Origin of the sequence: Petrotoga sibirica DSM 13575 (assembly GCF_002924625.1) — a bacterium.
Classification (GTDB): Bacteria; Thermotogota; Thermotogae; order Petrotogales; family Petrotogaceae; genus Petrotoga; species Petrotoga sibirica.
Window position 1 is genome coordinate 98,754 of sequence record NZ_JAHC01000032.1, and the last position, 23,990, is coordinate 122,743.

At 32.8% G+C, this 23,990-nt stretch carries 21 protein-coding genes; 19 read left to right on the top strand and 2 right to left on the bottom strand.

What is annotated here, in order from left to right:
- Positions 1–5: 5 nt before the first annotated feature.
- A complete protein-coding gene (locus tag AA80_RS08170; RefSeq protein ID WP_103067354.1) occupies positions 6–1,934 on the bottom strand; it encodes a hypothetical protein in 1,929 nt (642 codons plus the stop codon).
- A 272-nt stretch (positions 1,935–2,206) separates the two neighbouring features.
- Between AA80_RS08170 and AA80_RS08175 the strand changes: the two genes are divergently transcribed.
- Positions 2,207–3,220 (top strand): YncE family protein, encoded by a 1,014-nt coding sequence (locus AA80_RS08175; protein WP_103067355.1) that lies wholly within the window; start codon positions 2,207–2,209, stop codon positions 3,218–3,220.
- On the opposite strand, the gene AA80_RS08180 is transcribed toward AA80_RS08175, so the two are convergent.
- Positions 3,201–4,226 carry a polysaccharide pyruvyl transferase family protein gene (locus tag AA80_RS08180; protein WP_103067356.1) on the bottom strand — a complete coding sequence of 342 codons (1,026 nt, stop codon included), beginning with the start codon at positions 4,224–4,226 and terminating at the stop codon, positions 3,201–3,203. The two genes, AA80_RS08175 and AA80_RS08180, sit on opposite strands and share 20 nt — an antisense overlap.
- A 100-nt stretch (positions 4,227–4,326) precedes the next feature.
- Here AA80_RS08180 and flgB point away from each other — a divergent pair, with 100 nt between their 5' ends.
- The 18 genes from flgB to carB all read left to right on the top strand — a co-directional run bounded on the left by flgB (position 4,327) and on the right by carB (position 23,987).
- On the top strand, positions 4,327–4,728 hold the full coding sequence (gene flgB, locus AA80_RS08185) for a flagellar basal body rod protein FlgB (RefSeq protein ID WP_103067357.1): 402 nt from the start codon (positions 4,327–4,329) through the stop codon (positions 4,726–4,728).
- Complete coding sequence (gene flgC, locus AA80_RS08190) at positions 4,725–5,147, top strand: flagellar basal body rod protein FlgC (protein ID WP_103067358.1); 423 nt, start codon at positions 4,725–4,727, stop codon at positions 5,145–5,147. Before flgB ends, flgC begins: the two co-directional genes overlap by 4 nt.
- Positions 5,148–5,165: 18 nt before the next feature.
- A complete protein-coding gene (gene fliE, locus AA80_RS08195; protein ID WP_103067359.1) occupies positions 5,166–5,465 on the top strand; it encodes a flagellar hook-basal body complex protein FliE in 300 nt (99 codons plus the stop codon).
- 274 nt (positions 5,466–5,739) lie between these two features.
- The gene (locus AA80_RS08200) at positions 5,740–6,402 is read left to right on the top strand and encodes a class I SAM-dependent methyltransferase (protein ID WP_103067360.1); all 663 of its coding nucleotides are present in this window, start codon (positions 5,740–5,742) and stop codon (positions 6,400–6,402) included.
- Positions 6,403–6,673: 271 nt separating this feature from the next.
- A complete protein-coding gene (locus AA80_RS08205; protein WP_103067361.1) occupies positions 6,674–6,883 on the top strand; it encodes a hypothetical protein in 210 nt (69 codons plus the stop codon).
- A 111-nt stretch (positions 6,884–6,994) separates the two neighbouring features.
- Positions 6,995–7,141 carry a hypothetical protein gene (locus AA80_RS10060; RefSeq protein ID WP_169925003.1) on the top strand — a complete coding sequence of 49 codons (147 nt, stop codon included), beginning with the start codon at positions 6,995–6,997 and terminating at the stop codon, positions 7,139–7,141.
- A 21-nt stretch (positions 7,142–7,162) separates the two neighbouring features.
- Entirely contained in the window at positions 7,163–8,512 is a 1,350-nt protein-coding gene (mgtE, locus tag AA80_RS08210; RefSeq protein WP_103067362.1) for a magnesium transporter, read from the top strand.
- A 48-nt stretch (positions 8,513–8,560) separates the two neighbouring features.
- Complete coding sequence (locus AA80_RS08215) at positions 8,561–9,460, top strand: HDOD domain-containing protein (RefSeq protein WP_103877297.1); 900 nt, start codon at positions 8,561–8,563, stop codon at positions 9,458–9,460.
- Positions 9,447–9,800, top strand: coding sequence for a 30S ribosome-binding factor RbfA (gene rbfA / locus AA80_RS08220; RefSeq protein WP_103877298.1), 354 nt, complete (start codon positions 9,447–9,449; stop codon positions 9,798–9,800). The genes AA80_RS08215 and rbfA overlap by 14 nt, the downstream gene beginning before the upstream one ends.
- The gene (gene truB, locus AA80_RS08225; RefSeq protein ID WP_103067365.1) at positions 9,797–10,714 is read left to right on the top strand and encodes a tRNA pseudouridine(55) synthase TruB; all 918 of its coding nucleotides are present in this window, start codon (positions 9,797–9,799) and stop codon (positions 10,712–10,714) included. The genes rbfA and truB overlap by 4 nt, the downstream gene beginning before the upstream one ends.
- Positions 10,711–11,607 (top strand): riboflavin biosynthesis protein RibF, encoded by an 897-nt coding sequence (ribF, locus tag AA80_RS08230; protein WP_243830523.1) that lies wholly within the window; start codon positions 10,711–10,713, stop codon positions 11,605–11,607. The genes truB and ribF overlap by 4 nt, the downstream gene beginning before the upstream one ends.
- 17 nt (positions 11,608–11,624) lie before the next feature.
- On the top strand, positions 11,625–13,388 hold the full coding sequence (locus AA80_RS08235) for a M3 family oligoendopeptidase (protein ID WP_103877299.1): 1,764 nt from the start codon (positions 11,625–11,627) through the stop codon (positions 13,386–13,388).
- A gap of 49 nt (positions 13,389–13,437) precedes the next feature.
- Positions 13,438–16,098: a CBS domain-containing protein gene (locus AA80_RS08240; protein ID WP_103877300.1), complete on the top strand. Its 2,661-nt coding sequence runs from the start codon at positions 13,438–13,440 to the stop codon at positions 16,096–16,098.
- A 330-nt stretch (positions 16,099–16,428) separates the two neighbouring features.
- The gene (gene argJ / locus AA80_RS08245) at positions 16,429–17,625 is read left to right on the top strand and encodes a bifunctional glutamate N-acetyltransferase/amino-acid acetyltransferase ArgJ (RefSeq protein ID WP_370445637.1); all 1,197 of its coding nucleotides are present in this window, start codon (positions 16,429–16,431) and stop codon (positions 17,623–17,625) included.
- Positions 17,622–18,521, top strand: coding sequence for an acetylglutamate kinase (argB, locus tag AA80_RS08250; protein WP_103877302.1), 900 nt, complete (start codon positions 17,622–17,624; stop codon positions 18,519–18,521). The genes argJ and argB overlap by 4 nt, the downstream gene beginning before the upstream one ends.
- Positions 18,508–19,692 carry an acetylornithine transaminase gene (locus AA80_RS08255; protein ID WP_103877303.1) on the top strand — a complete coding sequence of 395 codons (1,185 nt, stop codon included), beginning with the start codon at positions 18,508–18,510 and terminating at the stop codon, positions 19,690–19,692. Before argB ends, AA80_RS08255 begins: the two co-directional genes overlap by 14 nt.
- Before the next feature lies 1 nt (position 19,693).
- The gene (gene carA / locus AA80_RS08260) at positions 19,694–20,740 is read left to right on the top strand and encodes a glutamine-hydrolyzing carbamoyl-phosphate synthase small subunit (RefSeq protein WP_103877304.1); all 1,047 of its coding nucleotides are present in this window, start codon (positions 19,694–19,696) and stop codon (positions 20,738–20,740) included.
- Positions 20,741–20,765: 25 nt separating this feature from the next.
- Positions 20,766–23,987, top strand: a complete 3,222-nt coding sequence (carB, locus tag AA80_RS08265) for a carbamoyl-phosphate synthase (glutamine-hydrolyzing) large subunit (RefSeq protein ID WP_103877305.1) — start codon at positions 20,766–20,768, stop codon at positions 23,985–23,987.
- The last annotated feature ends 3 nt before the right edge of the window (positions 23,988–23,990 follow it).

The window sequence follows — 23,990 nt, forward strand, 5'->3', positions numbered from 1 at the left end:
TAAATTCACTTGTTTTTTAGATCATAAAAGTATCTGACAAACAAAAGAGAAGTTAAGACTAACAAAATTATTCCAAATATATAATTAAAACTATAATCAACAGTGAGAACAGTAGGATAGCCAATTTGACTAAAAACTTCAAGTGGAGTAACTTTTATAAAGCTAAGGATGCTTACCAAAAGCATTGATAATAAAGAAATATATTTTGTGAATTTCTCTTCAAAAATCACAAAGATCGTTAAACTTAAGAAGAACAAGAGAAAGACTTTTGTACCATAAATAGTGTTATAGGTTCTTAAATTAATTTTGTTTACCTTGTCAACGTTAAAATAAGAATTTACACTGGGCAACAACGGATCAATTAGATCGGAAGAACTTAGAAGTTGATTTGAAGCATCTATGAATTTAGATTCGAATTCTGCGTCAGAAAATTTTAAAACATCATGGGCTTGAACTTTCAAAGTGTCTAACTCGTTATAGATATTTCTTTCTGAAATTTCTGAGGAGTTAACAAAATCTGTAATCTCATTTGAAAAATCAAGCGGGATACCCCGATAATTTTCCACTTTGTCAATTTTTAAACCTTCTCTATTCGTTTGAACTGAAGAACCTTGTATTTGTGATAAAACTTGCGAGTTCAAAAGATCGCCTAAAAAAGAACCAAAAATAGATCTATAAAAAGTGTTAACTTGTGAATATTCACTTCCTAAATGGGAGTTTAAACTAGATATGGTTTTGTGTATAGGAGCATGAGGATAAACAACAACATCGTTCAATAGTTGGGTTTCGAAGGCTGAGTTATTGAATTGATTATTTTTTTCCATCAATAGATCATAAGAATAATATGATGGAACGAACAGTGTAATCAGCACCAAAAAGAAGATTGAAAAGTTTATGACCTTTTCAGTCAGCTTAATCTTTTTTCCAAAACTTTTAAATAGTAAAACGGCTAAAAACAAAAACACAAAGGTTACTATATAACTTCCATAAAGAAAAGAAGATATTGTATCTGTTATCGGATTGTAAAATACTAAAAGGTATACAAATTCAACTCCAAATACACTCAAAACTGTCACCCAAAGATACTTTCTTAAAAATAAGAATGTAATTAGGATCAAGACAGCATAGATGATAATTCTTATAAAAGCAATGTTAACACCGGCTTTTCCCTCCTCAATAAAAATCTGTGTAACTTGTTGTAATTGATCTCTGGTTTCATTTATTAATGAATTGACATAATTGTAAGAGAGTTGATCTATTGCAATTTGGAGTGGTCTTCCAGTTAAGCCTGATTGAGCAAGTTGTTGAATGCCTTGTTCTAAACTTTGTTTATTTTCTAATATTATTGCGTCGAATTCAGGATTAGTTTCTCCTTCATATATATAGAATCTTTTATCCAAAATTTGTGCATTAGATGGGAACCTTTCTATATTTGTGAATGGAGCGGAATCAACAATTCCCAAAGAATATATGATAACATTACCAAAGTAAGTTAGAGCATCGTTTTCTAAAGATCTTGTATATTCTTGAACGGTTTTGAAATAGGCAGGTAGTGATCTGATCATCTCTTGAGTAATTTGTTCGCCAGAAAGATCAGATTGAACATACACTAAAAATCCGGCAAGAGCTAATTTTTCTTCAATTGTTGTGAATTGAGACTGAACATTGTCGTATATCTGAGATAGATAAGTTTGCACATTTGTAGGTCTATCAATATATTCTGCGCTTCCAATCATCTGAGTTCTATAAAATCTATACAATCCTAAATTGTTAAGTTCTTGAAAGAACAAATAAAATTCTTCATTTGAAATATTTTCCCCTTCGTTGTAGGTCTGAATAAGAGTTTTGTAAACATCTCCCACTGTTTCAACATCAATTCCTAAAGCTGTTAATGAAATAATGACAGTAATTAATAGAATGGTTAATTTCTTCATTTATATCCTCCTATTGCTATAATGTATTGTATAAAACCAAGCAAAGATTAATTTTATTATATCATTTTTTTTGTGGATGTTCAACAAGAGAATTCCCTGATTATACAAGATTATTAGCAATTAAATCTGTTTAAATGAGATTATAGGTATTTAAGTACATGTTTCATTGAAAATTTAAAATTATTAACTGTTGATTGAAAAAGCTCTATGTGGTAAAATAATCCTATAAACAACTTATACGGGGAGAGATTTATATTTTAAAAAAATCTTATATGTTAATTGTTTTTTCTATTCTTTTTGCAGCTCTGTTATTTTCCGAATCTATTTTTTTAGAAGTTGACAATTTCAACATTGGAGAAAGGGCATTTCATATTGATTTAGGAAAAAATTACGCAATAATTGCGGATTATCAAGGCACTATCCATTTTATAGATATCTTTACTTTAGAGAAGGCGGAGTTTACACAGGCTGTCTTACCTATGGGTGGAGCATACGATGGCGAATTTTTTTATGTTATTGACAATTACAATAGGCAATTACTTAAAATTAAAAATAACAAAGCCCAACAAAAATTGGTTTTAGATTCTAAACCTGTTAATATAAAATTGATAAATGGAGAATTATACATATTAGGTACAAATCCTAATAAATTATACATAGTTGATAGCAATCTTTTTGTAAAAAAATCGATGAATATCCCTGTACATAGTCCGTTGATAAGAAATATAGGTGAGCAAGTTTTTATTCCTTTATTTGATAATTTTCAAAACAACGTATTTTTAACAGACCTTCTTTTTTTGATCCCTAATAATGATACTTATATCGTAAATTATAATAATATAGAACATCCTATCGATATTGTAGGATACAAAGGGGTTATTTATATGGTTTCATACTACAATGGCAATTTGTATAGGAATGATTTCAGAACACAACCTAAAATTGCACAATTTGGGAAGTACACTACGAACATTGAGATGTACAAAAATAATATTGTAGGCAATTCCTTGATGGGTGGTGTTTATTACTACAATCTTTCCTCTGGGAAAACCGAAGTTATTTTAGAAGAAGTACCAATTAGTGATATTTCAGTTTCTCCTAACGGACAGTATTTATACGCTATATCTCATATAGAAAATAAACTTTATGTAATAGAGGATAAGAAGGTTTATCAAACAATTGATACTTACAATTATCCTATCGATGTTGAATCGCCAACAGACAATATCGTTTTGGTACTTTGTACGGATTCCTCGAGGTTGCAAGTTATAAGATACTTTGAATAAGTGTTTTTATATCAAACACTGTTTTTTGTAATTTATCTTTGTATATGTCAGAAATTTCTTTGAAATCATAATTAGAAGAAACAGCATCATAATAGATAAAGGGTATTTCAGCTGTGTTTTTATAAAAAAAGTTGTAATCTCTTTTTATGTTTTTTAGTACTCTTCGATTCTTTAGGTTGTTAAAAGTTATTGTTTGCCCATCAAAAAAGATTCCAGCCAGAGCACTGTGTAAACGATCAGATATGATTATTTTAGACTCAGAAATTTCTTTGGTTATCTTATTTGAATCTTTAAAAGGGAATTCAGCTGTAATTTTAGTTTCTTTTCTTATGCTTTCAACTAATTCATAATTTTTTAATGCATCTTGTGTTGCATTTATTACTAATGTAGAAAGTGTATAATTTTCAAAGGTTGATAAGAATTCTGTTAAGTATCGCAAATCATGTTCTTCTTTTAAACAAACTGATATTTTGTTTGTTTTTTTGTAAGTATAATTTAAAAAAGGATATGGTCCTACATCTACACCTAGGGAGATATTTTTATTATATTTTGTTGCAAAGACAAAAGATGTTTCATCTCTCAAATTGCCGTAAAGTTTTGGGTAAGAAAGGATTTTCTTTAATTTTTGGAGGCTACGTTTTTCGTTAAAAGAGCCAAAACCTTGGGATAAGAGCAATATGGTTTTATTGAACTTTGCCCCGAGGTGGGCTATATAGTAATAGTACATGAAACTTCTGTAAGAGGTTTCGGATTGAAAAAGGTTTCCTCCTCCAAAGATTATAACATCGCTGTCTTTTATAGTTTTCCTTATTTCGTAAAAATTGAATCTTGAAACAGTGATTATTTGAAATATATATCCTTCATCGAATTCCAACTCGTTTTCAAGAGGTAAGAATAAGATTCCATCAAATTTTATTTCATTTAATATTTGTAAGAAACTTTTTAGTAATAAGTCATCTCCATAGTTCCCGTATCCATAAAATCCAATTAAAAAAATTTTTTTCATCTCTTCTCCTCCAAATTAATTATTTAGAAGTTATTATTTAGGAAAATGTTGCTTTAGAAAAGAAAAATAGAATAGATATAATAAAGGCAGGTGAAAATTATTGTTTGATAATATTAATTTCGAAATAATTCCAAATACTATGGATGCATTGTCTTTAAGACAAAACGTAATTTCTCAAAATATAGCAAATTATGAAACCCCTGGTTATAAAAGGAAGTACGTTGATTTTGAAAATGAGTTACAAAAAGCCTTGAATGAAGATTCAAAATTGACCCTTAAAGTTAATAGAGACCAACACATAAATAATACCTTATCTTTAGAAAAAATTCAACCAAATATTCAAATAGATGATTCCAAATCGCTCAGAGATGATGGTAACAACGTCGATCCCGATATGGAATTGATCAGGATGACTCAAAATACTTTAAAATACAATACTTTATCTAGGTTGATGACCTATTCAATACAGAGATATGAAACAGCTATTAGAGGTGGTAAATGATGGATGGGTTATTTAAGGTTTTAGATATTGCTGCGAGCGGTATGACAGCAGAGAGATTTAGGTTAGACGTTATATCTCAAAATTTGGCTAATTCGGATACAACCAGGACAGAAGAAGGTGGGCCATACAGAAGAAAAACAGTAATCTTTCAAGAAGCACTTAATGAAAGTACAAATGGAAGTAAAAATTTTGGGGGAGTTAAAGTCACTTCTATAGTAGAAGATCCATCCCCTTTTAGATTAGTATATGATCCTAACCATCCTGATGCAGACGCTGAAGGATATGTAAGTTATCCTAACGTTAACGTATTACGAGAAATGGTTGATATGATCTCTGCTCAAAGAGCTTATGAGATGAATGCAGCGGTTGTAAATTCAGCGAAAAGCATGTACAATTCTGCCCTCGGAATAGGTAGATAAATAAGGAGGTAAATATTGATGACCAACGGCATAAATGGAATTAATGGGATTGACCCCAATAAATTAGTTCCAGAAAAAACTAAACAAGAAGATAAAAATTTAGACTTTTCTAAACTATTAAAAGATGCGATTGAGGAAGTAAATTCGATCCAAAAGAATGCAGATAAAGTTGCAGCAGATTATGCGGCAGGTAATATAACGGATATACATCAGGTTATGATTGCAGCAGAAAAGGCTTCTTTATCTTTACAATTAACCACAGAAGTTACGAATAGAATCGTTGAAGCTTATAAAGAAATAATGAGAATGCAGATATAATTTTGTTTTTTCTTATAAAATTAAACAATTTGATCTTTAAATGATTGGGTATTATTACCCAATTTTTTTGTATTATTATATTTTATTAAAATTTAAAAAAAGTTGATAAAAGTTTGTTATAATTTAGGCATAAAAAAATAGTGATTATTATATGGTCTTTATCATGAGAAGATTATCAAACTAAGATTTTGATCCAAAAAAAGTTACAAGGCCAATTGTGGATACACGCCGACCATTAGGCGCAATCCACCACTTCTAAAAAGGAGATAGATAAATGTCAAAATATGACAAAAAACGTCTCGCCTGGTTATTTGACAATATGACTGATACAAAGAGTACCATAGGTGAACAAGTTGCAGATTCTGGTGAGACTATCCCACAAATAGCCGGTCGGGTAGCTTTTGAACAATTGAAACTCACTGGCGAAGATGTGTTACTCGATGTTGGAACAGGCACCGGTGATAAAGCTATTGCAGCTGCTCATATCTGTCGGCAAGTAATTGGTATTGATATTAGTAAGAAGAGTTTAGAGCAAGCCAGGATAAGGGCTGAACTGGAGAATTTAAACAATGTGATCTTTGCTTATGGTGCATTTGAAGAGCCTTGTGTGGAGCTCGAGCTTGCTTTATATGGTATTACGAAAATTCTTGCTGTCTATTCATTACATCATTTACCCGATCAACTCAAGAAAGAAAGTTTGTTTACTCTATCTAATTTGTTGCATCGACCTGGTCGCATAGTAATCGGCGATATTATGTTTTTTGAGGAGCCTAATAAGCATATTGAAAAATTCAATGAGGTATACTATGATGGTGGAGATACCGATTTTCCTTCGCGAGTAGAATACCTAACCGAATGTTTGAAACAGGCAGGAGGTACAACTCGCGTTGAACAAATTCATCCATTGGTTGGCGTGATAATAGCAGATTTCGTATAACAGCTTGTTTGCAACGCTTTGACTGAGTTAAATCACCGATGGATTTGTAAACTCTTCATCCAAAGAGTAGAACTCAGTTAAATCAGCGCTAGATGTAGCACCATATATATTGGAAAAGGCTTAACCATATTATTCACAGCCTCTTTGAAAAATAACCTTTTTGAAGACCTAATCAAAGTTGATGCAATAATCGGTTAGCAAGGTGACTGCTAAGTCAAGAAACAAGCTCAGTAAGCAATGACCAAACATATTATAGGAGGAGATGGTTTTGATGGAAGAAATAATTAAAAGTGCTGAAAAGTACATCGAAGAAAATTCTGAAGTGGATTTAGACAAGTTAGAAGAATTTTTAAAAGGAATCTATGATGAAAAAGACGTTGATGAATACTTTGCTCAGCTTGGTGAAATTTTTTCGGTAATACAAGATTATTATGAAGATCCTTTAGATCTTTTCATGAATGAAGAAAAAGATAATCAATAAGAGCGAGAGAAAAGTAGACAAAAGAGTACAATAAACCAACACAAGAATTGGGGTAGATTCTTGCAGAAACATTAAAAATCCAATAAAGATTCTTTTAAAGGAATCATACAAATGTTAAAGAATGTAAAAGGCGACAAATTTGACGCAGTATTTTTTTGGTCAAAGAACCAGAAAAGGCTTAAAATTTTCAGCAAGAAAGGAGTGGTAAGTATGGATAGTACCGGTAGTTTCATTGAATTTTCTGATCTGCCGCCATAATGATTGAAAGGAGGAGTAAAAGTGAAGGTTGAAGTAAAAGTCGATATAAAAAAATTGATAAACGAAAAGGAGTTTAAACTTCTAAAAGAGTTGTTAAAAGAACAAGAACCCGCAAGAATAGTAGAGATGATCGAAGAATTACCCCACGACGAAAAAATTGTTGTTTTCAGATTTTTACCTAAAGATACCGCTGCAGAAGTATTTTCTCAGTTAGAAAAAGATGATCAAATGGAATTACTCTCTCTTTTTAAAGAAGATAAGTTAAAAGAAATAATAGAGAATATGGAACCTGATGATAGAGCTGATCTTTTAGAAGAGCTTCCTGCTAACGTAGTAAAACGTTTACTTGCTCATCTTTCTAATGAAGAGAGACAAAATACACTTATTCTTCTGAATTATCCAGAATATTCCGCAGGAAGAATAATGAACCCAAATTTTTTGGATCTTAAAGAAAATATGACTGTAAAAGAGGCGCTTCAACATATTAAGAATGAAGGAAATAAAAAAGAAACTATCTACACTTTGTTTGTAATAGATAACACTAGAAAATTGAAGGGCACAGTAGAATTAAAAGATTTAATTTTTTCTGAAGAAGATGAGTTTGTAAAAAATATTATGAATGAAAATCCAACCTTTTCAACAGTTTACGACGATGAGGAAGTAGTTGCAAGAATCATGCAAGATTATGATCTTTTAGCTATTCCGGTTACAGATAGTGAAAAAAGACTGGTAGGAATAATAACCATTGATGATATTGTTGATGTTCTTGAAGAATCAGCCACAGAAGACATCCAAAAAATGGCCGCTGTAGGTGTAACGGAAACTTCTTATTTTCATACTTCTATCTGGGAGCTCATAAAAAGCAGGGTAATCTGGCTTGGTGCATTACTACTTTTTGAGAGCATTGCCGTTTTTGTAATTGAAGGTTTTTCAGATGTGTTACAGAAAATTACGGTGTTAGCTGCATTTATGCCGACTATTAATGCAATAGGAGGAAATACCGGAAGTCAAATGTCCGCTATAGTAATTAGATCAATGGCAGTTGGGGATATTGATGATGACGATTTAAAGAAAGTTTTAGCTAGAGAGTTGTTTTCAAGTGTGATTTTAGGTATAATTTTAGGAATAATCATGTTTTTAAGATCAATTGTTAATACTCGAGAACCTTTAATTATGTTGAGTTTATCTTTATCTATAATTATAGTGGTAATTATTTCAAACCTTTTAGGAGTTATCTTACCTTTTTTTGCAAAAAAAATACATTTAGATCCTGCATTGATCTCTGGACCTTTTATTTCAACTTTGATGGATATATTAAGTATGTTTTTTTATTTTTCTATTTCTGTTTTACTTCTTAAAGATATGTTGTGAGTAACAAATAAAAAATGATTTGAGACTTGTTGAAAGGAAACGGTAAAAATGAATGAAAACGATATAAAAGAGCTTACCAAAAAAATTAAAGAATTACCTACGCCTGATTTTATTGTACAAAGAATTATAGAAATAGCCAACGATCCCGAGGCAGATATAGATGATTTGCATAATATGATCGTTCAATCCCCGGCTTTAACTGCCAAGATTTTGAGACTAGCTAATTCTGCCTATTATGCACTACCAAGGAGAGTAACAAAACTTACACAAGCAATAAATCTACTTGGTTTCAAAACGGTCAGAAATTTAGCTTTAAGTATTTTTACCGTCGAGAATTATTTTTCTGAAGATATACCTTTTTTCAATACTCAGCATTTTTGGGTCCACTTGATCTCAACCGGCGTAGCTTCAGAACTTTTGGCAAGATATCTTAATTTCCCAGATAAAGAAGAAGCTTTTATGTGTGGTGTTTTACATGATCTTAGTAAGGTAGTGATGGCACATATCATGCCAGATGTGTTTGAGATGGTTATCAAAGTTGCTCAACACGAAAAAATTTCTTTTTTTCAGGCGGAAAATTTGTTATCAACTTATTCACATCAACAAATCGGGAGGAAGCTTTTTGAAAACTGGAATATGTCAGACTTAGTAATAGAAACCGCTGCCTACCATGATAATCCTTTAGAATCCCAAGATGAAGAAGCCAAAAAAATATTATATATTGTAAATGTTGGGAATATAACAACAAATTTGTACTTTTATGGTTATTCAGGATCCTTTGATATTCCTGAAGTTGATTTGAAGGTTTGGAATTTTTTGGGATTAAATTATAATAAATATTCCAGTTATTTTGAAGAATTTAAGGATATAATTAAAAGGTCTCCTGAATTTACGAATATGAGAGAAATATTCGATGATTTGGAGGTGACATCTGATGGCTCAGTATAGAAGAGAAATGCTTGAGTCTGAAATGAAAAAATTAATTCTCCAAAGTTTTTCTCAATTGAAGGATCCTAGATTAAAAGACAAATTTATTGATATAAATATGGTACGTCTATCAAAAGATAAATCCTATTTAGATGTATATGTTTCATCACTTGATGAAGATGTTGATACTATTATCAATATTCTAAACAATGCAAGGGGAATGTTCAGAACTCTTATAGCTAAAAATATTAAAATGTTCAAAGCTCCTGAGATAAGATTCCATAAAGACAAAGGTATTGAAGCAAGTATAAGAATAAATAAATTACTAGAGAACATAGAGAAAAATGAGGGAGGTAAATGAAAAGTGGATTTTTAGTAATCAACAAACCAAAGGGGATTACTTCTCATGACGTAGTCTCAATAATCAGAAAAAAGTTTGGGATTAAGAAGGTTGGCCATGCTGGTACTCTTGATCCCTTTGCTACTGGGGTGCTAGTAGTAGGAATAAATAAAGCCACTAGGTTATTAGAATTTTTTCAAAACGAAAAAAAGACGTATTATGTAAAAGCGGAATTGGGGATCATCACAGATACTTTTGATATAGAAGGAAAAATACAAGAAAGGAACGAAGTTAGTCAGCAACAAATCTCTAATTTGAAAAACACATGTTTTTCTTTTGTGGGGGAATATTTACAGGTCCCGCCGGCGTATTCGGCTAAAAAATATAATGGTAAAAAACTTTATGAATATGCGCGTGAAGGTAAAATAATCAATCTCCCTCCAAAAAAAGTAAATATATATCAGATTGCAAATTTCTCACAAGAAGGTCGAGAATTTAGTTTTTATGTAGAAGTCAGTTCTGGAACTTATATAAGATCTTTAATTATGGATATAGGATATGCTTTAGGATGTGGAGCTGTTACCAAGGAACTTTGCAGAATTAAAAGTGGTAAGTTCGAATTAAAAGATAGTATTCTGTTAGAAGAGGCATCATTGGGAAAAATCTTAAAAATGGATGAGGCTTTAGATCTACCTTACGTTAAGATTAATAACGGTCAACAAGCCATTAAAGGTCAGCAAATTTATAAAGATAATATTATTGAATTTTCTAATTTCAACAAAAATGATTACGTTAAAATATACGACGAAAAACAATCTTTTTTGGGAATAGGCAGAGCTGAGAAAAAATCGACGTTTTTAAAAACTCTTCTTAAAGAAGAGGAAAGAAACGATAGAATAGTAAAAATATATAAAATTCTTTACGAGGTGACATGAAATTGTACGCGCTCACAATCGGAATATTTGATGGTGTACATAAAGGCCATCAGTATATACTAAAAAATACTCTTCAACTTGCAAATCAGTTAAGGTTTGACCCCTTGGTTTTGATGTTTAGATATCCTCCTGAAAAGTATATAGGTGGTTTTGAAGGGCTTATTCTACCTAGTTGGAGAAGAAAACAAATTTGTGAAGATATGGGATTTAAGGTTGAGGTAAAAGATCTTGAAGAAGTATGGGGATTACCTCATGAACAATATCTTGAGGAATTGATAAAAAAGGATGTAAAAGCAATTGTTTGTGGTGAAGATTTCACGTTTGGGAAAAATGCTTTAGGGAATGTGGAATATTTACAAGCAGTTAGTCAAAGCAAAGGGTTAGTGGTCAAAGTATTGAAAGATTTAAAAACTAGTGGAAAAAGAGTTAGTTCTTCAGCAATAAAAAGAGAGTTAAAATTAGGTGATATTAAGAGAGCAAATGAAATGCTTGGAAGACCCTGGACACTTGAAGGTACAGTTTATGAAGACAGGCATGTTGGGTTTAAGCTTGGATTTCCAACCGCAAATATTAACGTTTGGGAAAAAGAGAAAATCCTGTTGCCAAAATTTGGTGTTTACATTGTGAAAGGATATGTAAAGGGACGATCAGGTTTTTTGTGGGGCCTAATGAATATCGGTCTAAGACCAACTTTTAACGAATATAGAAAAACACCAAAAGTTGAAGTTTATTTTTTAGATTTTTTTGGTGATCTATATGGCGATTATATCGTTTTAGAGGTAATTGATTTTTTACGGGATGAAGTAAAATTTGAAAACGAAAGAGAATTAATAGCTGCTATGGAAAAAGACGAGGATCAAGCTAGAAAGATTATACAGAACCATTATATATAGAAAGGAGATGAACGGTTTTGTCTACTTGGGATTTAACATTTTTTTATTCTTCACCAGAAGATAAAAAGATTAAAGAAGATTTTGAAGATAGTTTGAAGGGAACCAAAAAGTTGCAGCAGCAGTACTATGACAAACTATCTGACCCTTCTTTGACTCCGACCGAACTAAAAAATTTCTTCGAAGAGTTTGAAAAAATTTTAAAAATGCATAATTTTGCTTATCAGTACTGTCACTTGCTTTATGATTCCAACACCCGTGATGAAACTGTTCAAAAACTCTATGCCACAGCTAAAGATTACGATTCAAAAATAGAAATGGAATCATCCTTTTGGAAGCCGAGGTTATTGAAGCAAAGTGAGGAAAAGTTAAGCGAATTAATGAGTGCCCAGGAACTGAAAGATTACACTCATTTGCTTCAACGGCTTAATAAATCAAAAAGGCATATATTGAGTGAAGATGGGGAAAAGGTATTAGCCGCTATGTACAACTCATCACGAGGAGGCTTTGAAGAGTTATATGGTCGGTTAACAAGTTCTTATACTTTCAAATTAGAGATCGATGGTGAAGTTAAAGAATTAACCGATCCACAAGTAAGAGCTTTAAGACGAAAACCTGATGTAAATTTGAGACGTCAAGCGATGAAAGAATTCTTTAAAAAGTATGACGAAGATAGTCTCATCTTCGAAAAAACATACAATTTTATCGTAAAAAATTACGACACAGAGGCTAATTTGAGAAACTATCGAAAACCGATTTCTATGAGGAACTTGAACAATGAAGTTGAAGATGAAATTGTGGAAACCGTTATAAAAGTCACGACTGAAAGAACCCCTATGGTTCAGCGATATTACGAATGGAAGGGTAAAAAGTTGGGAATAGAGCAAACCCTTGCTGATATCTATGCACCCTTAGCAAAAGTACAAAAAGAATATACTTTTGAAGAGGCACAGAAGATTGTTTTAGATTCATATTACGAGTTCGATGAAGAAATTGGAGAAATTGTTGAATCTTTCTTTAAAGAAAGGAGAATAGATTCAGAGATAAGAAAAGGTAAAAGAGGCGGAGCTTACACTTCTTACGCACTTCCTAATAGAAAACCTTTCATTTTGTTAAATTTTACTGGAACTCTTGCAGATGTGAGTACTTTAGCTCATGAACTTGGACATGGGATACATGGGACTTTAGCCTCTGAACAAAACATTTGGAATTATCACCCCCCTTTAACGATGGCCGAAGTTGCATCTGTGTTTGGTGAGATGTTGGTGATAGACAAAATACTACCTACCCTTTCTGAAGAGGAAAGAACGGCTTACCTTGCATCGAATGTTGAAGAAATGTTTTCGACAATGTTCAGGCAAAATATGATTGCTAGATTCGAAATATCATCTCACAATTTGATAGAACAAAATGGAAGCGCGAGTTGGAAAGAACTTGCAGAACTGTATAAGAAAGAATTAAAAATCATGTTTGGTGATTCAGTAATAATACCAGAGGAATATTACTATGAATGGGCAAGCATACCCCATATCTTTAGAACACCTTTTTACGTATATGCATACAATTTTGCTAATTTATTAGTTATAGGGTTGTACCAACAATACAAGGTTGAAGGAAAATCTTTCGTACCGAAATACAAAGAGTTGCTTAGAAGTGGAGCAAAAGATTCACCGAAAGAATTATTAAAAAAAATTGGGATTGATATTTCAAATAAAGATTTTTGGGAAAAAGGTTTCGAATTCATAGAAAGGGAATTTATCAGCAAATTAGATAGAAAAAACTAGCCACGTTCAAGCTTTTTTAATAATAGATTTAATCAAGGGAGAATTTATTTTGGTTCCTAAAATTATAATAACTACCCATAAAAATGCGGATTTTGACGGTTTTGCTGCATGTGTTGCGGCATCATTAATATATGAAAGTTCTATTATTGTGCTTGAAGGAGAACCTCAGCAAAATCTTAAGGAATTTTTGAATATATACGATATTCAATATGAAAAAGAAAATGATTTTATAAAAGAATATCAAGAAGAGATTAAAAACCACAAGTTCGAAAAAATTGTGATTGTGGATACTGCGGATATCAATAGAATTCCAGAATCTATAAAATCGCTCATTGAACAGGGAACTGAAGTTGACATATACGACCATCATCCTGAGTTAAAGGAGCAAAATATCAAAGGAAACAATTATTCTAAAGAAGTAGGAAGTGCAACAACACTAGTTGTTCAAAAATTATTAGAAAACCATGTAGTTCTTCCTGATACCTATGAAACTCTTTTTTTAATAGCAATCCATGAAGATACGGGAAATTTTGTTTATTCTACAACAACTCCAATGGATCATCAAATCTCTGCAGAGCTATTAAAAGGCGGTGCTAGGATAGAAGAGGTAGAAGAGTTTGTTTCGTTAGAAATGACCAAAGAGCAAAAAGAACTTTTTAACAAACTCTATAACAATGTACAAGAACTTACCTTGGAGGAAGTAACAATACATATCGCCTTTTCTCAAACAGACAAATTTATAGGTGGGTTAAACGTTATAACCCACAAATTGTTTGAAACTCTGACTCCTGATGTCTTGTTTGTTGTTGCAAAAATGTGCAAAACCATTTATATAGTTGCAAGATCAAGAATTGAAGATATAGATTTAAATAAAATTCTATCTTTATTTGGCGGCGGAGGCCATAAAAAAGCCGGCTCAGCCAAAACAAAAGGTCTTAGAGTACAAGAGGTTATTGATAAGATTAAAAAAGAGCTAAAGACTTCTTTCATAACAATTTTAAAAGCAAAGCATATTATGTCATCTCCCGTTAGAACCATATTATCATTTGAAACAGTTGAAAGGGCTCATGAATTGATGTTTCAAACAGGACATTCTGGCCTCCCTGTAATTTCTGACAATAAATTAGTGGGTATTGTAACTAAAAAAGATATAGAAAAGGCAATGAAACATGGTTTAAGAAATGCACCTGTTAAAGCGATAATGAGTACTAACTTAAAAGTTGTTGATGTAGAAACTTCGTTGACTCAAGTAAGAAGGATCATGGCAGAGGCAGACATCGGTAGAATTCCCGTTTTAAAAGATGGTATACTTGTAGGCATAATAACTAGAACAGACCTTTTAAGGGCGACTAACGGAGTTTTTAATTTTTCACTTAGCCCAATTTTAGAAGAAAAGTATAAATCGTTAAATTTAAAAGAAGATATGGAAAAAACCCTACCCCCATCTATTCTTAATCTTTTAAAACTTATCGGTTTGTATGGGAATGAGTTAGGGATAAACGTATATGTAGTAGGGGGATTTGTCAGAGATCTTTTGCTGGCGATTAGATCTAAATTAAACGGTGCAAAAAAGTCCATACCTTACGATATAGATGTGGTAGTGGAAGGGGATGGCTTGTTGTTTGGGAAATATGTTGCCAAACAATTGAGGGCAAAGTATGTTGAACACCCTAAATTTCACACCTGCTCAATTTTTTATAGAAATGGGGAAAATAAGATAATAAGGATTGATATTGCAACTGCAAGAACAGAATATTATGAAGAAGCAGGAGAACTACCTAAAGTAGAGTTATCAACTATTAAAAAAGATTTATACAGAAGGGATTTTTCGATAAACGCTATGGCCATAAAGCTTAATTCGGGTTCCTTTGGAATACTGATGGATTTTTTTAATTGTAGAAGTGATCTTGAAGAAGGCAGAATCAGGATACTTTATCCCCTCTCTTTTATCGAAGATCCTACTAGAATATTGAGAGCTATAAGGTTTGAACAAAGATTTGGTTTTGAAATTGAGCTTAACACCTTAACAAAACTGGAAGAAGCTGTAGAAAATGGATATTTGGAAAAAGTAACTGGAATGAGGATAAGAGAGGAATTAGAAAAAATTTTAGAAGAACCAGAACCTTTGAAAGCAATAAAAAGAATGGGTAAACTGAAAATAATTCTTCACTTGTTCGAAAAAACTTACTATTCTCCAACACTAGAAAAAGATTTAGAAAAACTTTTTGATGTTAGGCAATACTTTAAGGCTAACTTACCAATTTATCTTAATAAAGTCCGACTATTCCACTTAGTTTTATACGTTCTTCTGCAATACACTCCAGAAGAAACTCTCAAAAAAATTAGTGCAAGATATGGATTACCGAAAGATTTTATTAAGAATTTAATGCAAGTAAAAAAAGTATATAGTGAAATTTCTAAAGATTTAAATAACAAAGGAAAAATATCAAAATTGTCTTATTATTATGAAAAAACCAACGGTTTTCAAAATGAACAATTAATTTTTTTAGCCGTAAAACTTCCAGAAGAATTATTAGGAAAATACTATGAATATTTAAGAAAAATAGAGGAATTAAAACTATCCATCACAGGTAAAGATTTATTAAAGAAAGGATACGAAGGAGTTCAAATTAAAACAAAGTTAGAAGAAATTAAGAAAAAACTTTTGAATGGCGAAATACAACCTGGCGAAGAAAAAAATTTGATTTAAATTTGACAAGTCATTTTTTTTATGGTATAATCCCTAAAATTTTGCGTAAGGAGTTTTTTAAATTTATGACTAATTGTGAAAAAAATTTCATTTCTTATAATCAAATAAATTTAAATAACGATAGGAGGCGCCCATGTAGCCGGTGGATCATAAGCATCGGTAATGGGTGCTTATGAGGTTGGGAGATGGTTATTCTCCTAATTGAGTTTTAATCCATGCGGCTACATCTTTTAAGATGTAGCCGTTTTTTTTTAAAAGTTTATAAATACATTAAGTAAAAAATTAGAGGGAGGTTAATGTATGGAAAGTACTGAAATAATTCAAGAAGATATTGTTTTACCTTTGGGTTTCAAAGTCTGGGGGATTCACTGTGGAATCAAGAAGCTCAAAAAAGATTTAGGACTGATATACTCAGAAAAAAAGGCTAATGCCTCGGCTGTTTTTACAACGAACAAAGTTAAAGCGGCTCCAGTTATTTTGAGTATGAAGAACATTAAGGATAACGAAATACAGGCTGTCATTGTGAATAGTGGTAACGCCAACGCTTGCACTGGTGAAAAAGGATATTCAGATGCAATAAGTATGGCAGAAAAGACCGCTCAGATATTAAATTTACAATCAGAAGATGTATTTGTCAGTTCAACGGGAGTTATAGGGGTTCCATTACCAATTGAAAAAATTTTAAACGGCATAGAATCATTTTCAAAAAATACTGATTTATCAGCTGAAGATCTTTTAAGTTTTGCCGAATCAATAATGACTACAGATACCTTTCCAAAAATTAATTCTACTCAAGTAGTGATTGGAGGTAAAAAGATTACAATAACTGGGATTGCCAAAGGTTCAGGCATGATTCATCCCAACATGGCTACAATGCTATCTTTCATATTGACAGACGCAAACATTACTAAATCAGCTTTAAATAAAGCCCTAAAGCACTCTGTAGATGATTCTTTCAATATGATAACGGTTGATGGTGACACGAGTACCAACGATACGGTTCTTATTTTGGCTAATAAGCAAGCAAAGAACGAGGAAATTACTGAATTTTCTCACGATTACAAATTATTTCAGAAAGCACTTTATGAAGTAGTTGAAAATTTGGCAAAAAAAATTGTGATAGATGGAGAAGGGGCTACTAAATTTTTAGAGGTACAAGTAAAAAACTCAAAGACGAAAGAAGATGCTAAATTGATCTCTAGGTCCATAGCCAAGTCTAATCTAGTCAAAACAGCAATTCATGGAGAGGATGCTAATTGGGGAAGGGTGTTAGCGGCCGCTGGTTATTCAGGGGGAAACTTTGATCCCGATAAGGTAGATGTCTGGTTTCAAAGTTGCGTGGGAAAGATTCAACTTTGTCAAGATGGCCATTTTATTGAGTTTAACGAAATTAAAGCAAAAGAAATTTTAGGTGAGAAAGAATTGAAAATTATTTTAGATTTAAAAGATGGTGAAGAGTGTGCTACATCTTGGGGCTGTGATCTTACTTCCAAATATGTAGAAATAAATGGAGGGTACAGAACATGATAAAAGCTGAAAAGTTTTCCGATGAGATATCTAAAGCGGAAGTTTTGGTCGAAGCGTTACCTTACATAAAAAAATTTGCTGGAAGTATAGCTGTTATCAAGTTTGGTGGTAATGCCATGAAAGATCCACAAATTAAATCGATGATCGCAAAAGATATCGTACTTATGAAATATGTTGGGCTAAATCCTGTTGTCGTTCATGGTGGAGGGCCAGATATCAATAAAATGCTTGCGAGTTTGAATATAGAAACAAAATTTGTAAACGGATTAAGGGTAACTGATGAAAAAGTTATGGAAATAGTAGAGATGGTGTTGGTTGGTAAGGTAAATAAAGAGATTACATCGTTGATAAATAAAATAGGGGGAAATGCTGTTGGATTGAGTGGGAAAGATGCAAATTTATTGTTGGCAGAAAAAGATTTGTCCCAAGGGGATTTGGGTTATGTTGGTAAGTTAATAAATGTAAATAAGGAAGTAATCTTGAATTTAACTGAAAAAGATTATATCCCAGTAATCGCTCCTTGTGCCATTGGGAAAGATTGGAAAACTTATAACGTTAATGCCGATATAGCGGCAGGTAAGATCGCTTCCTCTTTGAAGGCGGATAAATTTGTTTTATTGACAGATGTAGAAGGTATTTTGAAAAACAAAGAAGATGAAGAAAGTGTGATTTCAAGATTGTCATACAGCGAAGCAAAGGATTTATTGAATTCTGAATTCATAACTGGTGGAATGATTCCCAAGTTAAAATGTTGCATCCAAGCGTTAGAAGATGGAGTTAAAAGGGCGCATATAATAGATGGAAGAATTTCCCATGCTTTACTTTTAGAAATATTCACAGACAAAGGTGTGGGAACTATGATAGCGAAGGAGGTTTACGATAATGACAATCTCTGAAGATACAAAGTATTTAATGAATACTTATTCAAGATTTCCTATAACTTTAGTTCGAGGGAAAGGTATAAAGGTTTGGGATGAAAACGGTAAAGAGTACCTAGATTTTGTAGCTGGGATCGCTGTTAATGCTTTGGGCCATTCTCACCCTGTAGTTGTAGAAGCTGTAAAATCTCAAGTTGACAAATTAGTTCATGTTTCTAACCTATATTGGAATATCAATCAAATACAGTTAGCCAAGATGATTTGCGAAAAATCGTTTGGGAAAAGTGTTTTCTTTTGTAACAGCGGAACTGAAGCGAACGAAGCTGCAATTAAGTTGGCAAGAAAATATGGAAATACTAAATACAATGGGCGAAGATACAAAATCATAACTGCAAAGAACTCATTTCATGGAAGAACCTACGGTGCATTGGCGGCAACAGCCCAGCCAAAATATCACAAGAACTTCGAGCCTCTTTTGGAAGGATTTGAAAGCGTAGAGTACAACGACATAAATTCATTAAAGTCGGCCATTGATGAAAATACATGTGCTGTAATGTTAGAAGTTATTCAAGGTGAAGGGGGAATAAACGAAGCAGAAGATAAATATCTTCAACAAGTTAGAAAACTTTGTGATGAGAACGAGCTTCTTTTGATTTTTGACGAAGTTCAAACAGGGATAGGAAGAACTGGAAAACTTTTTAGTTATGAACATTCTGGAGTGGTACCCGATGTTATGACTCTTGCCAAAGCCTTAGGTGGTGGTTTCCCCATCGGTGTGCTTGTTGTGAATGAAAAAGCTGACGTATTTACACCAGGGGATCATGGATCGACATTTGGTGGCAACCCGTTAGCCTGTGCAGTTGGCATAGCTGTTATGAAAAACGTTGCACAAGAATCTTTTCTGAATACTGTGAAGAAAAATGGTGAATTTTTCAAAAGTCAATTATTAGCAATGAAGGAAAGACATTCGATAATTGATAAGGTTAAGGGAAAAGGTTTGATGATTGGAGTCAAGTTAGACATAGAAGATGGCAGTGATATAGTAAAAAAAGCTATGGAAAAAGGACTTTTGATAAATCTTTTAAACCACAATGTCTTAAGATTCGTTCCTCCTCTTATAATCACAAAAGATGAGATAGCCAAGGGTATGAATATTCTCGAAGAAGTTTTTTTAGAAATGGGGTATTAAGATGAAAGGATTTATAAAGTTAAACGATTCTACCATTTTTGAAGGAGAAATTATAAGTAAAAAAGATTTTGGACAAGGCGAAGTTGTCTTTAACACGTCTATGACTGGATACGAGGAATCAATAACGGATCCTTCGTATGCAGGAGAAATACTGGTAATGACCTATCCATTGATCGGAAATTATGGTGTAAATTTGGAGCATTTACAGTCAAAAAGACCCACCATCAAAGGTTTGATAGTTAAAGATTACTGTCAATTTCCCTCTCATCACACATCTCAGTATTCACTTTTAGATTATTTAGACCAATATGATGTTCCAGTTTTAAATAAAGTGGATACAAGGGCCCTTACGAAAAAGTTAAGGACAGAAGGAAGTATGTATGGTGTAATAGCCACCCAAGACTATTCTTTGGAAGTTTCAACTTCCACGGAGAACTTACTTGATTGCGTTTCAACAAAGGAAATTTATAGAATTCAAGGGAACGGTCCAAAGATAGCCTTAATAGACTTGGGAGTTAAGAAAAATATAGTAAACCAGCTCAAATCTAAAGGATACGATCTTTACGTTTTTCCATATAACAGTACTAAAAGTGATGTAGATAAGATTCAACCAGATTTAGTATTATTCTCCAATGGTCCCGGTGATCCAAAAATGGCAAAAGAAGCAATACTTTTAGCTAAGGGGTTTATAGGTGAGAAACCACTTTTTGGGATTTGTTTGGGTCATCAAATAATATCTTTGGCGTTGGGTTTTAATACTGTAAAAATGAAATTTGGTCATAGAGGTACCAACCATCCTGTGAAGAATTTATTGAATAATAAATGTTATATCACTTCTCAAAACCACGGTTATATGGTTGAAAAAGAGTCAGTGAAAAACAAAGATCTAATAATCACCTACATCAATTTAAACGATCATAGTATCGAGGGAATTATGCACAAGAAGTATCCCATTTTTACCGTTCAATTTCATCCAGAAAGTGGGCCTGGGGTTCACGATACAACATTTATTTTTAAAAAAATCAAAGATTCAATCTATGGAAACTAAAAACATACTTCCGGGGAGGTCAACAATGCCAAAAAAACGCGAAATAAGAAGTGTTTTAGTTATAGGTTCTGGACCAATAATAATAGGTCAAGCTGCAGAATTCGATTATTCAGGAACCCAAGCTTGTAAATCTTTAAAAGAAGAAGGATGTAAAGTAATATTGGTAAACAACAATCCTGCAACTATTATGACTGATACAGAAATAGCAGATGTAGTTTATATGGAAAACCTCGAAATGGATACTTTAATTTCCATTATAGAGAAAGAAAAACCCGATGGGATTTTAGGAACACTGGGAGGCCAAACAGGCTTAAATCTAATTATCAGACTTAAAGATAGTGGAATTATCGATAAGTACGATATTCAAGAATTGGGAACGTCAGTTGAATCCATAAAAATAGCAGAAAGTAGAGAATTATTTAAAAGAAAAATGCAAGAAATTGAAGAACCTATCGCTGAAAGCCTCACTGTGTCAACAGTATCCGAAGCCCTAAATTTTGCTAACAAAGTTGGGTATCCCTTGATAATCAGGCCAGCATACACTTTAGGAGGAACAGGCGGTGGCTTTGCTTACACCGAACAAGAGTTAATAGAATTTGTGGAGAATGGACTGAAAAAGAGCATGATGAGAGAGGTTTTAATAGAAAGATCGTTATTGGGTTGGAAAGAGATCGAATATGAGTTGGTTAGAGATTCTTTTGATAATTGCATCACCGTATGTAATATGGAAAATTTTGACCCTGTTGGAATTCACACTGGGGATAGTATAGTTGTTGCCCCTTCTCAAACGTTGACAGATCAAGAACATCAAATGTTAAGGGATTCATCCCTTAAGATAGTAAAAGCTTTAAAGATTGAAGGTGCCTGCAATATTCAGTTTGCTCTTAATCCTTCTAACAAAGAATATCGAGTTATTGAAGTGAATCCTCGTTTGAGTAGATCCAGTGCTTTGGCATCCAAAGCAACGGGGTATCCTATCGCTAAAATTGCTACAAAAATTGCGTTAGGATTTTCTTTGGATGAGATAAAAAATCCAGTTACCGGAAAAACAACTGCCTTTTTTGAACCATCTTTAGATTATGTTGTAACAAAGATTCCACGATGGCCTTTTGATAAGTTTTATCAAGTTGATAAAAAAATAGGTACGCAAATGAAATCCACCGGGGAAACGATGGCACTTGGACGTACCTTTGAAAGTTCTTTATTAAAGGCAGTTCGCTCCCTTGATATGAAAATTAAAGGCTTGAGAATTAAAGAGGTGCAAAAAGAGAGTAATGAAGAATTAGTAGAACATTTACGCATCCCAAACGAAAAAAGATTATTTCATATTGCTGAAGCACTTAGAAGAGGTTATGAGGTTTTAGATATTCATAAATTAACTAATATAGATAACTGGTTTTTAGAAAAAATAAAGAACATCGTCGATTTCGAAAATATTATTAGTACCTCCCAATTAAATTATGACCTTTTACTTAAAGCAAAGGTTCTTGGCTTTTCAGATCAAGAAATATCTGAATTAAAAGGTATACAAGAAAATGAAGTGAGAGAATTGAGAAAATCCTACGGCATTATCCCATCATACAAGATGGTTGATACGTGTGCAGCGGAGTTTGATTCAGTAACACAATATCTCTACTCAACTTATGGTGAAGAGGACGAAATAGAGGTACACAACATCATAAAAAAAGTCATAGTTATAGGTGGAGGACCGATAAGAATTGGACAAGGGGTGGAGTTTGATTATTGTACAGTTAAAGCTCTATTGGCATTAAAAGAAAAAGGTATCAAATCAATCATCATAAACAATAATCCTGAAACCGTCAGTACAGATTTTGATACAGGTGATAGATTGTACTTCGAACCTCTTACTCAAGAAGATGTTTTGAATATCATAGAAAAAGAAGAACCAATGGGAACAATGATCATGTTTGGAGGGCAAACTGCTTTGAACCTAAGCGAAGAACTCGAAAGACAAGGGATCAGAATCTTGGGGACATCATATGAGGGTATTGATCTGTGTGAAGATAGAAAAAGATTTTCGATACTGTTGAAAAAGTTAGGGATCAACCAACCTCGTGGAGGGTACGCTACTTCATTTGATGAAGCTCGAGAAATTGCTAAACGTATAGGGTTTCCTCTTTTAGTTAGACCTTCATATGTAATAGGGGGACAATCTATAGAAAAGGTTAATTCCGTAGATGAATTATTTGAGTATTTATCACATGCTTTAGATTTATCACCACTTAGACCAGTGCTAATAGATGAATACATAGAAGGGATAGAAGTTGAAGTTGATGCTGTCTCTGATGCAGAAGACGTATTAATTCCTGGAATAATAGAACATATTGAAAAAGCTGGAATTCATTCAGGTGATAGTTTTGCTTTATTTCCTGCCAAAAGCTTGTCTGAATTAGAAGAGAAAGAAATTGTGAGATGCGTTGAAAAAATATCAAAAGCGGTGAACGTTAAAGGTTTAATAAACATTCAATTTATTGTTAAAGAGGGAAAAGTTTACGTTATTGAAGTTAATCCAAGGGCCTCTAGGACTGTCCCAATAATCAGTAAAGTAACAGGAATCCCTATGATAAAACTCGCGGTTGAAATTGCATTAGGTAATAACTTGAAAGAACTTGGCTATTATGAACCTTTTTATCCAAAAGTTCCATATACGGTGGTTAAAGCACCAATATTTTCCTTAGAGAAATTACCAGGTGTTGAAGTAGCATTAGGTGCTGAAATGAAATCCACAGGGGAAACGCTTGGCATCGATTTCGACTATCATAATGCGTTGTATAAGGCTTTTAAAAGCGCTCATTTGGATGTTCCTTCTACAGGTAAGGTACTGTTATCATTTCCCGAAAAAGTTGTGAGTTGGAGTAAAAGTTTTGTCAAATATCTTCAAAGCTGTGGATACGAATTGTGGGGAACTAGTGGGACAGCTGAAGCTTTCAAATTAATGGATATTAAAATAAAAGAGATAGATCATGAAAAATCATTAGAGTTAGTAAAAAAACGATATTTTTCAATGGTTATTAATTTACCTTCAAAAGGGAAGAACGTATCCAACTTTGGATTCAAGCTGAGAAGAACGTGCTTAGAAAATAGCATTCCGTTATTTACAGCATTGGAAACAGCTCACAAATCAATTGAAGCAACAAAGAATAGCAGAATGACGAAAAATAATGTACAGTCCTTGAACGAATATGTAGATTGTTATCATAATCTGCAAATATCAAAAAAGAGGTGAGTC